The organism is Sulfitobacter sp. CB2047 (genome assembly GCF_000735125.2).
GTDB lineage: Bacteria > Pseudomonadota > Alphaproteobacteria > Rhodobacterales > Rhodobacteraceae > Sulfitobacter > Sulfitobacter pontiacus.
Genome location: NZ_CP072613.1, coordinates 1,921,685 through 1,935,521, shown reverse-complemented (window position 1 = coordinate 1,935,521; position 13,837 = coordinate 1,921,685). Strand labels below are relative to the sequence as shown.

At 60.7% G+C, this 13,837-nt stretch carries 14 protein-coding genes; 7 read left to right on the top strand and 7 right to left on the bottom strand.

Annotated features, from left to right (window positions below; all coding sequences use genetic code 11):
• Positions 1-5 precede the first annotated feature (5 nt).
• Positions 6-974, top strand: coding sequence for a hypothetical protein (locus tag IV89_RS09560; protein ID WP_005853306.1), 969 nt, complete (start codon positions 6-8; stop codon positions 972-974).
• Between the two features lie 15 nt (positions 975-989).
• Entirely contained in the window at positions 990-3,344 is a 2,355-nt protein-coding gene (locus IV89_RS09555; protein WP_037944179.1) for a TRAP transporter large permease subunit, read from the top strand.
• Positions 3,345-3,441: 97 nt separating this feature from the next.
• Here IV89_RS09555 and IV89_RS09550 read toward each other — a convergent pair whose 3' ends face one another.
• The 3 genes from IV89_RS09550 to IV89_RS09540 all read right to left on the bottom strand — a co-directional run bounded on the left by IV89_RS09550 (position 3,442) and on the right by IV89_RS09540 (position 5,254).
• A complete protein-coding gene (locus IV89_RS09550) occupies positions 3,442-4,263 on the bottom strand; it encodes an arginyltransferase (protein WP_005853310.1) in 822 nt (273 codons plus the stop codon).
• A gap of 67 nt (positions 4,264-4,330) precedes the next feature.
• Positions 4,331-4,780 (bottom strand): RDD family protein, encoded by a 450-nt coding sequence (locus IV89_RS09545; protein WP_009826952.1) that lies wholly within the window; start codon positions 4,778-4,780, stop codon positions 4,331-4,333.
• A 66-nt stretch (positions 4,781-4,846) separates the two neighbouring features.
• Positions 4,847-5,254 (bottom strand): DUF2852 domain-containing protein, encoded by a 408-nt coding sequence (locus IV89_RS09540; RefSeq protein WP_009826953.1) that lies wholly within the window; start codon positions 5,252-5,254, stop codon positions 4,847-4,849.
• A 227-nt stretch (positions 5,255-5,481) separates the two neighbouring features.
• Between IV89_RS09540 and IV89_RS09535 the strand changes: the two genes are divergently transcribed.
• The 5 genes from IV89_RS09535 (at position 5,482) to IV89_RS09515 (ending at position 11,159) form a co-directional block, all read left to right on the top strand.
• Complete coding sequence (locus tag IV89_RS09535) at positions 5,482-8,295, top strand: [glutamate--ammonia-ligase] adenylyltransferase (protein WP_037944180.1); 2,814 nt, start codon at positions 5,482-5,484, stop codon at positions 8,293-8,295.
• A complete protein-coding gene (locus tag IV89_RS09530; protein WP_037944181.1) occupies positions 8,292-8,564 on the top strand; it encodes a hypothetical protein in 273 nt (90 codons plus the stop codon). The genes IV89_RS09535 and IV89_RS09530 overlap by 4 nt, the downstream gene beginning before the upstream one ends.
• 148 nt (positions 8,565-8,712) lie before the next feature.
• Positions 8,713-9,330: a DUF6778 family protein gene (locus tag IV89_RS09525; RefSeq protein ID WP_005853320.1), complete on the top strand. Its 618-nt coding sequence runs from the start codon at positions 8,713-8,715 to the stop codon at positions 9,328-9,330.
• A 57-nt stretch (positions 9,331-9,387) separates the two neighbouring features.
• Positions 9,388-10,614, top strand: coding sequence for a class I SAM-dependent rRNA methyltransferase (locus IV89_RS09520; protein WP_051843955.1), 1,227 nt, complete (start codon positions 9,388-9,390; stop codon positions 10,612-10,614).
• Positions 10,614-11,159, top strand: a complete 546-nt coding sequence (locus tag IV89_RS09515; protein WP_037944182.1) for a PIN domain-containing protein — start codon at positions 10,614-10,616, stop codon at positions 11,157-11,159. Before IV89_RS09520 ends, IV89_RS09515 begins: the two co-directional genes overlap by 1 nt.
• Here the strand turns inward: IV89_RS09515 and IV89_RS09510 are convergent.
• The 4 genes from IV89_RS09510 to IV89_RS09495 all read right to left on the bottom strand — a co-directional run bounded on the left by IV89_RS09510 (position 11,156) and on the right by IV89_RS09495 (position 13,825).
• Positions 11,156-11,839, bottom strand: a complete 684-nt coding sequence (locus IV89_RS09510) for a M48 family metalloprotease (RefSeq protein WP_037944183.1) — start codon at positions 11,837-11,839, stop codon at positions 11,156-11,158. The genes IV89_RS09515 and IV89_RS09510 overlap by 4 nt on opposite strands.
• Before the next feature lie 111 nt (positions 11,840-11,950).
• Positions 11,951-12,376, bottom strand: coding sequence for an OsmC family protein (locus IV89_RS09505; RefSeq protein ID WP_009826959.1), 426 nt, complete (start codon positions 12,374-12,376; stop codon positions 11,951-11,953).
• 84 nt (positions 12,377-12,460) lie between these two features.
• Positions 12,461-13,648, bottom strand: a complete 1,188-nt coding sequence (locus IV89_RS09500; RefSeq protein ID WP_009826960.1) for a VWA domain-containing protein — start codon at positions 13,646-13,648, stop codon at positions 12,461-12,463.
• A 3-nt stretch (positions 13,649-13,651) separates the two neighbouring features.
• The gene (locus IV89_RS09495) at positions 13,652-13,825 is read right to left on the bottom strand and encodes a hypothetical protein (protein ID WP_005853331.1); all 174 of its coding nucleotides are present in this window, start codon (positions 13,823-13,825) and stop codon (positions 13,652-13,654) included.
• Positions 13,826-13,837 lie beyond the last annotated feature (12 nt).

The following is a 13,837-nucleotide window of genomic DNA, read 5'->3' as shown; positions in this document are numbered from 1 at the left end:
TATCAATGGCAGAAGATGCAGTATGCGCTGGATTTTTCCGCGCGGCGGAAGGGGCCAAGATCAGCTGCTTGGACCAATTCCAAGAGGGCAACCTGATCAGCTTCATTCTGGGCAACCTACTTGAAGCATTCTACAATTTCTTTGCAGCGGTGCTGAACCCGTCCATGTGGCTGGACTGGTCCAATAGCGAAGCCTTGATGCGGTTCATCTATTACGGTGCCTCGGTAGAGCTGTTCTTTGTCTTGCTCGTCGGGCTGCTGATCGTCACGGCTGTCGGCATCTGGAAACGCAGCTTTATGTGGGGCTGTGTGCGCGGGCTTGAAGGCTTCGCAAATGTCACCGGGCGTTTCTTTGCCTGGGCCGGGCTTTTGATGGTGCTGCAACAGATCATCATCGTCTTCATGCAACGTATTTTCACCCGGCCTGATATCTCTATCGGCTTTGGTATTCCGCTGCAGTTCGACATCAGCTGGTTCGCGGAAGAGTTGAAGCTTTTCAATGCGTTGGTCGTATGTCTTTGTGTGTCCTACACCTTTGTACAAGGCGGGCATGTGCGCGTTGACCTCTTCTATGCCGGCGCAAAATTCCGTACCAAGCGCGTGATCGACATGTTCGGCGCGCTGTTCTTCATGATCCCCTTCGCGATTGTCACATGGCTTTATGGCTGGTTCTTCCTGTGGCGCCATCTGGTGACACCGAACCCATCGGCCTCTGACCGGTTGGAACTGCTGCTGCGCAAGGCGCGCTTGCTCAAGTGGAACGTGGAAACCATCGGCTTTTCGCCCAATGGGTTCAACGGCTACTTCTTGTTCAAGATCCTGCTGTGCGCCTTCTGCGCAATGGTGATCTTGCAAGCAATATCAGTGTTTTATCGCGCTTTGTTAGAGTTCCGTGAAGGGCCTGAAAGCGAAGATAAATATCTCGACCGCGATACGTTGGGCGAGGGCGAAGAAGCCTATGAGGGCACACATTAATTCAAGGGGCGTCCCATGCTATTTGGTCTCGACGGGGTCGAAATTGGCCTGATCATTGTTTTTGCCTGCCTCTTTGGCGGCATCCTGTCCGGTTTCCCGGTGGCCTTTGCCATCGGCGGTGCTGGCATCATCTCTTTCGGTATCATCGCCGCACTCGATAGTGCGGGTCTGATGGTGCATCAGGCGATTGACCAATCGTCGCAAGCCTATCGCGATCTGGTGAACTCGGGCGTTCCCAATGACGCGGTATCGAAATTCCGCTATCCGGATTTGCCGCTGATCGGTGAATCGGTCTTCCCCCAAGGCTGGGAAGTCGCGCTGGACCGGAACGTCAGCTTTATCGTGAACCGTATGAACGAACGCGTTCTGGCGGGGCAGTCGATCGAGACGTTGCTGGCGGTTCTGATGTTCGTTCTGATGGGCATCACGCTTGAACGGTCGAAGATCGCGAACGACCTGTTGACCACAATGGCGCGCGTCTTTGGCCCGCTGCCCGGCGGTTTGGCGGTGTCGATTGTGGTTGTGGGCGCGTTTCTTGCGGCCTCCACCGGGATCGTGGGCGCGACTGTTGTCACCATGGGGCTGCTGGCGCTGCCGACCATGTTGCGCAACAACTATTCGCCTGAAATCGCGACAGGTGTCATCGCAGCCTCCGGTACTTTGGGCCAGATCATTCCGCCGTCTATCGTTATCGTCCTTCTGGGCACTTTGGCGGGCGATCTATATTCCGCCGCCCAGGAAGCGCGTGCCACCGCCGTGGGCTGTACCGATGCGCTGACCTACTTGGGCCAGCCCGCGGTTGTGTCTGTGGGGACGCTGTTTCAGGCCGCGTTGCTGCCGGGAATCATGCTGGCGCTGCTTTATGCGCTTTACGCCTTTGTCTATGCGCTGCTGAACCCTGAAAAGGCTCCCGCCGTGCCGATGGGGGCGACCAATGCCGAACCCATCACGCGGGGCGAAGGCTTTACCTGGTTCCTTGGCATGCCAGCCCTGCTGATCGTGGGCACGATTGTTCTGGGCAACCTTGGCATCGTGGGCAGCCAGTCGACTGTCGTGTCCAGCTTTAGCGACATCGGGCAGGGTGCCAGCCTGCGCACCAACGTAGGCGAGGCCTGTCAGGCCGCGATGATCGAACTGCACGGGCAAAGCGCATGGGATCAAGCGGTAACCGAGCAAGCCGCGATCGAGGCGGCGGGCGGTCAACAGGCCAGCGAAAAGCTGACCGAAGAAGCGCTGGCCGCCAAGCAGGCTGAAAAGATCGCCAATGCCGCCCCCATCGGGACCGGTGTTGCGATCATCCTGATCCTGCTGGCACTGGTCATGACGACCGGTCGCGGTGTCGCCCCATCGGCGGACAAACGGCCGCTGATCATCGGTGGCATCGGTCTGGTGCTGACACTGCTGGTCGATATCCTGCTGGTCGGTCCGGCCACGTCCTCGGGCACGATGGTGCTGCTGATGGCGCTGCCTTTCGTGGCTGTCATGTATGGCGTGGTCTATGCGCTGAAGCTTTGCGCGGGTAACGAGCTAATCCGCGTGGTCTTCCCGCCGCTGGTCCTGATCGTTGCGGTCCTGGGGTCGATCCTTGGCGGGATCACCAACCCGACGCCCGCTGCGGCCTTGGGGGCAGGTGGCGCGATCATGCTGGCCGCCTATCGCAAGCTCAAGGATATGGACCGGTCGCCCAAGGTGATCATCTGGTCCACCCTGGCCATCCTGATCGCGATCCTTGTCGGCGTGAACTTTGACCTGCGCATCAACCAAGAGGGCGTGAGCGTCGAAAGCTGGTTTGCCTTCTTCGTCGCCTATGGCGCGTATCTATACGCGGTGTTCGGTCTGCTGTTCTCGTGCTGGATCCTCTATACCTCGGGCGTGCTGAGCCCCGTGGTCCGCGAGACGGCCAAGGTGACCTCGATGGTGTTTACCATCCTGATCGGGTCGCAGTTGCTGAACCTTGTGGTGATCTCCTTTGGTGGCGAACACTACATCCAGCAGTGGTTGAAAAGCTTCGACAACGAGCTGACGGTCTTCCTGATCGTGATGCTGGTGCTCTTTGTGCTGGGCTTCGTGCTCGACTTCCTCGAGATCATCTACATCGTGATCCCGATTGTCGGGCCGGTGATCTACGGCGGCACTTTCGACCCGAAGTGGGTGACGATCATGATTGCGGTGAACCTGCAAACCTCGTTCCTGACACCGCCCTTCGGCTTCGCGCTCTTCTACCTGCGCGGCGTGGCCCCGGCGAGCGTCACCACCTCGCATATCTACCGCGGGATCATTCCTTTCGTCTTGATCCAGGTCGGAGCACTGGCGCTGTTGTGGATGTTCCCGGTCATCGTGACCATCGTGCCTGACCTGATCCCCAACTGATCTGGGGTCAGGCCGCCACAAAAACAAAAGGCACCCTGCGGGGTGCCTTTTTCGTTTCAGCGGGTGACAGCGGTCGAATGTGCCGCAGCGGTACGATTTAGCCTTTGGTCGGGCTCAGATCGGGGAGGGCGATATTGGCCACCTGTTCGGCAATCGGGTCGGTGTTCAGCGGATGCTGCTCGGGTTCGAAATCATCGGGGTTGCGCATCTTCTGCCACGCGCCGCCCATATAAACCTCAAGCCCCGAGAACTTGGCCTTATAGCCCATCTTGGGGCTGCCGGGCACCCAATAACCCAGATATACATAAGGCAGACCCGCCGCACGGGCGATTTCGATGTGGTCAAGGATAATGTAATTGCCCAACCCGTCACGGGGCCGGTCAGGGCTGTAGAACGAATAGACCATGCTCACCCCGTCATCGAGCACATCCGTCAGGCAGACGCCAATCAGCTCGCGGGTTTGGGTATCGGTATATTCGATCACACGGCTGCGGATCGGGGTTTCCTCGATCATCGCGGCGAATTCGAAGACATCCATATCGGCCATGCCACCGTCTGCATGGCGGCTGTCAAGATAGGTGCGGAAGAGGTCGTATTGCTCTTCCGTGGCCCAAGGCGATGTCGCCCGCCGCGTCAGCCCCGCGTTGCGCTTGATCGTGCGCTTCTGGCTTTTGCTGGGGGTGAAGTCGGCCACGTTGATGCGCGCCGACAGACAGGCCGCGCAATCCGTGCAAGACGGGCGATACAGTACATTCTGCGACCGCCGGAAGCCTTGCCCCGACAGGCTGTTGTTCAGCTTGGTCGCAGAGTCGCCCTGCAGCGCGGTGAACAGTTTACGTTCCATCCGGCCGTCCAGATACGGGCAGGGCTGTGGCGCAGTCACATAGAACTGCGGAGCGATGGGAAGTGTATGGCGCATGAAAATCCGTTGTTGTTCGGAGGAAATTCTAACAACTGGTCCAAAGCGCGCCAAGCACAAGTTTGGGTCAGTTCACGCTTTCGACACGACGGTTCAGCGGGACTGTGCCGAGGATCACGTCGCTCAGGCTCTGATGGCGCGAGGTGGCGCAGATGAGAATGATCGAAATCACCTGCAAAGGCATCATGGCAACGCTGACCGTATAGCCCGAAGTATGCAAAAACGCCGAGGCCAGATCCAGCGGTTCATCGCGCGCCGTGCGCAACTCCATGCCGAACAGGCGCATGCCCCAAGTGGCCGACCCGCTGGCAAGCGTCGCGACACGGTAGGTAAAGCCCACCATCAGCATCAGCAGCGGAAAAAAGAACAGGCCGGTGAAGGCGGTGAACGGCAGGATCAACACGCTGGCGATCAGCACCAACAGGGCGTCAACAACCCAAGCCATGAACCGCTTGGTCGGAATGCCGCTATAGAATTCAGGCTGGTCGAATGGATCTGGGGTGGTGGGGGTCATCATGTCCTGTCCCTTGAGAAAATCGGCCCCCCGCCGTGGCGGAGGGGGTGTTGATTGAACGCGCAGGCTTTAGGCCTTTTGCGCATCATCGTCGTTTTTGGAGCCTTCGGCCATGAACTGGTCGAACTCTGCCTTGTCCTTGGCTTCGCGCAGACGGCTCAGGAAGGCCTCAAAATTGGTTTGCTCTTCCTCCAGACGGGCCAGGGTGTCGGCCTTATAGGCATCAAAGGCGGCGTTTCCGGTTGAACGCCCGGTGATAGACCCACGGCGGGCGCGTTTGCTGCAAGACGAAGATTTAAACATGCGTTTGCTCCAGATCATATAGGCAAGAAGGGCAAGGCCAAGCGGCCAGAAAAGAATGAAACCGACAACCATGGCGGCGATCCAGGCCCCTTTGCCCTTGTCGTCAAGAAAGTCCTCGGTACGGCCCAGCCAACTGCGTTGTGCGGTGTAGGTGGGTGCATAGGTCTGTGTCATCAAGTTCCCTTTCGGTCAGAGTGTGGTGGCCCTGAACGCTGCGGGCCGGTGCGGTGGCGGGTAATGTAAATGCCTTTCACATTACATTAGATCGGGGTGCGCCCTGTGGTTTGCAAGGGATAATGTAAATCTTTTTTACATTATTTGGATTTGCACGTGTTTGGTGGGGGTTAGCAGGTGCCACGGCGCCATTGACGACGGGCATAGAACCAGCGAATGCTTGGCATATGAGAACACTTGCCAGTCAGATCACCCGCTGTCCCCGCATCTTTACGGCCGATCAGGCGCAGGATGCGCGCGCGCTCTTTCCCGATGCGCCGTCCGAAATTGCCGCGCTTGTGGCGGGGGCGGGATCGACGTCGCCCTATCTTCTGGGGTTGATGCAAAAGGAAACCGACTGGTGTCGTGTGGCCTTCGATGATCCCGCAGGGGCGGTGCAGCAGGTGATCGACAGCGCGGGCGCAGTGCCCCCGGACCAGTTGTCCAGTCATCTACGGCAGAGCAAGCGGCGCGTGGCGCTGATGACGGGGCTGGCCGATCTGGCAGGGGCTTGGTCGCTGGAGGAGGTGACCGGCGCGCTGACCGATTTCGCCGACGCCGCCGCCCAAGCCGCGCTGACCGCAGGGCTGAAAGCGCAGATCAAACGCGGCAAGCTGCCCGGCATGACGGAAGAGGACGCCGACAGCGGCGCAGGCATGGTCGTGCTGGCTATGGGCAAGATGGGCGCGCGCGAGCTGAATTATTCGTCCGATATCGATCTGATCTGCCTGTTCGACGAAACGCGCTTTGACGCCAGCGATTTTCACGACGCCCGCACCGCCTTTGTGCGCGCCACCCGCGCGATGAGCGGGACGCTCAATGATCTCACGGGCGAGGGCTATGTCTTTCGCACAGACCTGCGGCTGCGGCCCGATTCCGGTGTGACGCCCGTGTGCATCGCAATGGAAGCGGCAGAACGGTATTACGAAAGTCTGGGTCGCACATGGGAGCGTGCCGCCTATATCAAGGCACGCCCTGCGGCGGGCGACCTGGCGGCGGGTGATCAGTTCCTTTCGGTGCTGCGACCCTTCGTCTGGCGCAAGCATCTGGATTTTGCCGCGATACAGGACGCCCATGACATGCGCCTTGCGATCCGCGAGCACAAAGGGTTGGGGGGCAGTGTCTCGCTTTCGGGGCATAATATGAAGTTGGGACGCGGCGGTATCCGCGAGATCGAATTTTTCACCCAGACCCGTCAGCTGATCGCCGGTGGGCGCGACGCAGATCTGCGCGTGCGCGGCACCTGCGAAGGCATGGCCGTGCTGGCGGAAAAGGAATGGATCCCGCCCGAGGTGGCCGAGACGCTGAGCGATCACTACCGCGCGCATCGCACCGTGGAACACCGCGTCCAGATGATCCGTGATGCCCAGACCCATACGTTGCCCCAAACAGAAGAGGGGTTCGACCGGCTGGCCGCGATGATGGATATGGATGTCCCCGCGCTGCGTAGTGACCTTGAACGGCGGCTGGAAGAGGTTCACCAACTGACCGAAGGGTTCTTTGCGGGCTCGACCTCACGCCCTGAAGCGGCTGCCCCGCCCGAGGAACATGTCTTTGACGCCGCGATCGTGGACCGTTGGCTGAACTACCCCGCCTTGCGCAGCGCCCGGGGGGCGGAGCTTTTTGCAGAGCTGAAACCCGGCTTGCTGGCGCGTCTCGCACGGGCCACCAAACCGGACGAGGCATTGCTGGCCTTTGACGGCTTTCTTGGCGGTCTGCCCGCGGGGGTGCAGTTATTCTCCTTGTTGAAGATCAACCCGCAACTCTCTGATTTGCTTGTCGATATCGTCAGCGCGTCACCCGCGCTCGCTGCCTATCTGTCGCGCAATGCGCAGGTGTTCGACGCGGTGATCGGCGGAGATTTCTTCAGCGAATGGCCGGCAGAGGACGCTTTGGTCGACAGTCTGACAGAGGTGCTGGAGGCCGAAGAGGATTATGAGGCGCGGCTGGATACCTGTCGTCGATGGGCCAAGGAATGGCATTTCCGGATCGGGGTGCATCACCTGCGCGGGCTGATTGATGCCGCGACGGTTGGGGCGCAATATGCCGATCTGGCGCGGGCGGTGTTGCGCGGGCTCTGGCCGGTGGTGATCGACGAATTCTCGCGCCGTCACGGGCCGCCGCCCGGGCGCGGTGCGGTGCTGGTCGGGATGGGGTCACTTGGCGCGCGCCGCCTGACCGCTGCCTCTGATCTGGATATGATCGTGGTTTACGATTCCGCTGGCGTCGAAAGCTCTGACGGCAAGCGCCCGCTGGCCTCGCGGCTCTATTATGCGCGGTTGACGCAGGCGATGATCACCGCGATGACCGCGCCGATGGCCCAAGGCAAGCTCTACGAAGTGGACATGCGCTTGCGCCCGTCGGGGACGCAGGGGCCGGTGGCGACCAGTTTAGCGAGTTTTGAAAGCTATCAGATGGGGCAGGCATGGGTGTGGGAGCATCTGGCCCTGACTCGCGCCGATTGTGTGACCGGCCCCGATGATCTGATGCAGGATGTGGCGCGCCTGTGCGACAAGGTGCTCGCCCGTTCGCGCGACCGTGCCGATACCCTGCACGAGGTCGCGGCGATGCGCGCACGTCTGGCAACGGCCAAGGTGGCGGGCGGCATCTGGGATGCCAAGAACGGGCCGGGGCGCTTGCAGGATATCGAATTGCTGGCGCAGGCTGGGGCCTTGCTGGCGGGCACCACGGCGCGGGATATCACCTCTGCGCTCGGGGATGCGGAGGCGCAGAACGTCATCACCGCCGATCAGGCAGAGGTGCTGCGCCGCGTCTACCGCAGCTGTTGGGCGCTACAATCCGCGACGCGGCTGCTGTCATCCTCTGTCCTGCGCGAGGATTCTCTGGGGCAGGCGGGTTTGCGGTTTCTATGCCGCTCCCTCGATGTGGAGACGTCCGAAGAATTGCACGCGCATCTCGCGCGAAGCTACGATCAGGCCGCGACGATCATCGCCGATGCACTGGCCGCTTACGTGGACAAGGCGGATGGGGGCGGGACATGAGCAAAGGGGACCCCAACGATCCCAAAGGGCTGATCTTTGAATCCTACCGCATAGAGGGGATCACCCAGGCGGAGTGTCGGTCAATTTTTCTGGATTGGGCGCTCAGCCTGCCAGCGGAAGCGGATACCAAAGCCGCCCTGCGCGCCTTGTTGGACAGCATGACAGCAGAGAACCAAGACCATCCCATGACCCAAGTGATGCAAGAGGGGTTGATCGACATGGCCACGCCTCGGCGGCGCGGCGGCTGGCGCACCCGACCGCGCAGCTAGACAGGCCGACATTAAGGCGCAAACGTGCCGAAATACCCTAATGATGCCTTAGGTTTTGAACATTCTTGCCCCATTCCTGCCTTAATTGAGCAGCATTACCGTTACATGGCTGCACAATACGTATCGTCAGCAGCTTTTGGAGGGGTAAATGAAACATCATAAACTGTTGATCGCTTTGGCCTGTGCCGCTGCCGTGTCCGGTTGTGCACCGGCGGATATTGCCAGCCGGAATGCGATGTATGACACATCCTCGACCCGCATGTCCTTGCTGGACAATCTGAACGCCTACCAGCCCGATACGTTGCTGGACGCGGTGCATATCCAGCACACCAACGTCTCTGTGCCCGACCACCTGCGGGTCGCACAAGCGCCAAGCCTGCTGCAATCGGCCGACATCGTCTGGCATGGCGAAGCAGACACGGACCGCCGCGATCAGGTGCGCGCGATCTTCGAGGCCGCGATCCGCCAGGGGGCAGTGACCGCCTATGGTCCCGTGCCCGCCGCGCTGGAGGTCGAGGTCTTGCGGTTCTACAACCCCGCCTCAGAAGCCCCGTCGGCAGAGTTTATCCTGACCGTTGTCGACGCGCGCAATGGCAACCCGCTGGCCGAACCCCGTCAGGTCGCGGTAGAGCTGAGCAGCTTTGCGCCCCCCGTCGCAGAGGCGCAGCCTGACAATGCGGTGATGATCCATGATCTGGCCCGTGCGATCGAACAGCAGCTCGCCACGCCGGGCAGCTATAAACGCACGAAACTTGCCGCCTATTGAGGCAGCAATCGAACTCTGCGCTTCCCCAAACGCGCGGAACCGACTAATGGGGGCGGTATGACAACGCCCCTTTCCCCTCCCGCTTCGACCGACCCTTCCGATTTGCCTGTGGTGCGCCTGCTGCCCAAGGCGAATGCCCGCGCCATCCGGCACGGGTTTCCCTGGGTTTATGCCAATGAAATGGTCACCGACCGACGCACCAAGGCGCTTGCGCCCGGCAGTCTCGCGCTGCTGGAAGACAGTGCCCGTCAGGTGATGGGGGTGGTCGCGGTGAACCCGGCCTCCAAGATCTTCTGCCGGATGCTGGACCAGAACGCGCAAGCCGTGGTGAACCAGAACTGGTTCGAGGCCCATATCAATCGCGCCGTGCAACTGCGTGACCAGATGTATGACGCACCCTATTACCGGTTGATCCACGCCGAAGCCGATGGGTTGCCCGGTGTGGTGATCGACCGCTTTGGCGATACGGCCGTCATTCAGGCCAACGCCGCATGGGCCGATGTGCATATCGATGCGCTGACAGCAGCGCTGGTGGAACAAACCGGCGTGCGCCACGTGCTCAAGAACGCGTCGGGCCGGACCCGCAGCCTTGAAGGGCTGGATGACGTAAGCGGTGTGCTGCATGGCGAGGCCCCAAGCGCGCCTGTGCAAGTGCCGATGAACGGTGCTATCTATATGGCTGACCTCACCGGCGGCCAGAAAACCGGCCTGTTCTACGACCAACGCCCGAACCACGCCTTCGCGGCGAACCTGACCAAAGGCAAACGCGTGCTGGATGTCTTCGCCCATGTTGGCGGGTTCTCACTCGCCGCGCTGGCAAATGGCGCGTCTTCTGCGGTTGCGGTCGACGGATCGGCATCCGCGCTTGAGCTGGCGCAGCAGGGCGCAGAGGCTATGGGCGTGTCAGACCGCTTTGCCACGCGCCAAGGCGACGCCTTTGACATCCTGACAGCACTGCGGGCCGAGGGCGAAGAGTTCGACGTGGTGATCTGCGATCCTCCCGCCTTTGCCCCCGGAAAACCCGCGCTTGAAGCCGGTCTGCGCGCCTATGAACGTGTGGCGCGTCTGGCGGCGCAACTGGTGGCCGAAAACGGCGTGCTGGGTCTGTGTTCCTGTTCCCACGCGGCGGATCTGACGCAGTTCCGGACCGCATCTGTGCGCGGTATCGGTCGTGCGGGACGGCGCGCAGCGCTGCTGCATACCGGTTTCGCCGGTCCTGACCACCCGCAGCTGCCGCAACTGGCCGAGACGGGATACCTCAAGTCGTTGTTCTTCCGCCTGTAATGGCGCTGCGCATCCTGATTGACGCCTGCGTGCTCTATCCCACTGTCATGCGCGAGATGGTGATGGGCGCGGCGCGGGCGGGGGTGTTTGAACCGCTGTGGTCCGCGCGCCTGTTGGAAGAATGGGCGCGCGCCGCGATCAAGCTTGGCCCCGAGGGCGAGGCACAGGCCCGCGCAGAGATCGCCTTGCTGCGCGCCGCCTGGCCCAAGGCCGAGGTGCCCCCGAGCCCCGGTGTGGCGGCACGGCTGTACCTGCCGGATGAAAACGATGTGCATGTGCTGGCCGCCGCGATCACCGGCCATGCCGATATTATCATGACGCTGAATGCCAAGGATTTCCCCCGTGGCACCTTGGCTGAAGAGGGGTTGGCGCGGGTCGATCCCGACAGCTATCTGCACGGCGTCTGGCTGGCGCAGCCGCAGGTGATGGAAGCTGTAGCCGCACATGTTCTGGAAGAGGCACGCCGCCTGTCAGGCCATCCGTGGGAGATGCGACCGTTGCTGAAGAAAGCACGGCTGCCGCGGCTGGCAAAGGCGCTTGGTTAACGGTCCCAGGCGGTTTGCAGCGCCGTGAGCGCGCCGATCCTGTCTGCGGTCTTCGGGTGGCTCAGCAGCCAGGCGGGGGCGGTGCCGTGGTTGCTTTGGGTCAGTGCCTCCAGCTTTTCGAACAAGGAAATCTGTGGCGCGATGCCGATACCCGCTTTGGTCAGCAGGGCGGCGGCATAGGCGTCCGCCTCGTATTCATCGCTGCGCGACAGCCGCGCGGCCAGGAGCGTCGCCAGCATATTGGCGATCCAGATACCGACACCGGGAAGAATCCGCCCCAAGATCATCCCAAGCGCCGCGCGCATGGCATTCTGGCCGGAAAAATCGATCATCCGTCGCCGTGAATGCCCCAAGGCCACATGGCCGAGCTCATGTGCAATCACGCTCGCGAGCTCTTCGGCGGTGACGTCACCGGATTTGAATTTCTCGTAAAAACCGCGGGTAATGAAGATCCGCCCATCGGGGGCGGCAAGACCGTTGACGGGGGCGACTTCGTAGATATGCACCTTGATCCGCGGCAGATCGAGGGCGCTGGCCAGCTTCGATGTCATCTCGCGCAGGGCAGGGTCGAGCAGTTCAGTCGATTTGTCATCCAGCTCCTTCGCGGTGCGCCAAGCAGAAAACCGATACATGGCAAGCCCGTAGAGCACGGCGAGAAGTATGGGGAGGATGCGGATCATCCACCCAATATGGACGCAGGCGAGCGGGGTGCAAGGGTGGAATGAGTATTTGGGAAAAGGGTGAAGGGGTCGTAGTAGGGGCCGCGGGCGGGCGCGGCCCCTGGGGTAGGGTCAGGACAGTTTTGCGTCCATCGTGATTTCGGCAGTCATCAGTTTGGAGATGGGGCAGTTCTCCTTGGCGGTTTTGGTCGCCTCTTCGAACTGTTCTTGTGTGGCATTGGGGATGACACATTCCACATCAAGGTGAATCTTCGGCACATGGAAGCCGCCGTCTTTTTGTTCAAGGAAGACCGTGGCCTTGGTTTCGATGCTATCGGCGACCAGATCGTAGTCTTCAAGGATCATTGACAGCGCCATCGAAAAACAGGACGCATGGGCCGCGCCGATCAGCTCTTCGGGGTTGGTGCCGTCTTTGCCTTCGAAACGGGTGTTAAAGCCGTAGGGTTGGTCGCTGATCACGCCGGTCTGGGTGGAGACATGGCCTTTGCCCTCTTTGAGGTTGCCTGTCCATTTTGCGGAGCCTGATTTCTTGATCATGGGAATTCCTTTCACCATTTGGGTTCATGGTGAAAACGCGGGGGCGCGGTGGAATGTTCCGATCTATGATGGGGTGGCGGCTGATTACCGGGTCAGGGTCTTCATCCCGCGGCTCAGCCCTTCGAGGGTCATGGGCACCATGGCCTCTGCGCCAAAGATTTCCTGCACCATTTTGATGGATTGTGTGTAGGGCCAGTATTTCTCTGGGATCGGGTTGATCCAGAGGTTGCTGTTCCATTGTTCGCGCGCCCGAGAGAGCCAGACCGATCCGGCCTCCGCGTTCCAGTGTTCATTGGCGCCACCGGGGTAGGCGATTTCGTAAGGCGACATGGACGCGTCGCCCACGAAAATGCATTTGTAATCCGGCCCGTAGGTGCGCAGCACCTCCATCGTGTCCAGCTGTTCCGTCCAGCGGCGGCGGTTGTCACGCCAGACGCCTTCATACAGGCAGTTGTGGAAGTAGAAGTGTTCGAGGTGTTTGAATTCGGACTTGGCGGCGCTGAACAGTTCTTCGACGGTTTTGATATGCGGGTCCATAGAACCACCCACATCCAGGAACAGCAGCACCTTGACCGCGTTGCGCCGCTCGGGGCGGGTTTTGACATCGAGGTAGCCGTGTTCCGCCGTCGCACGGATGGTGCCGCCCAAATCAAGTTCGTCATTCGCGCCGTCACGGGCCCACCGGCGCAGACGTTTCAGCGCGACCTTGATGTTGCGGGTGCCCAGTTCGACCGTGTCGTCGAGGTTTTTGAATTCGCGTTTGTCCCAGACCTTGACCGCGCGCTGGTGGCGCGATTCATTCTGGCCGATGCGCACGCCTTCCGGGTTGTAGCCATAGGCCCCGAAGGGCGAGGTGCCTGCGGTGCCGACCCATTTATTGCCCCCCTGATGGCGGCCTTTCTGTTCCTCGAGCCGTTTGCGCAGCGTCTCCATCAGCTTGTCAAAACCGCCCGCGGCCTCGATCTCGGCCTTTTCCTCGGGGGTGAGGTGCTTTTCGGCCATTTTCTCCAGCCACTCGTGCGGGATGTCCACGGCCTCCATCACATCGTCGAGGCTGATGTTTTCAAGGCCCGAGAACGCGGCTGCAAAGGCGCGGTCGAATTTATCGATGTTGCGTTCGTCTTTGACCATGCTGGTGCGCGCGAGATAGTAGAAGGCATCGACATCATAGGTCGCGAGCCCGGCTGCCATCCCGTCGAGAAAGGCGAGAAATTCGCGCATGGACACCGGCACCTTGTGTTGGCGCAGTTGGTCAAAGAACGGCAGAAACATGAATTACGCTCCGGTTAGGACTCGGTCCAGAACGACTGTAAGGATCATGCCGACGATGATAAAGGCCATCGCAAACCCGGCCGCGTATTGTGCGATATCCTTGCGGTTGCCGTTGCGTTTACGGGCGGTCAGCCCCCCGATAACAGCGCCGATCACGGCGAGAAGTATGACGATCATTTTAACCCGTTT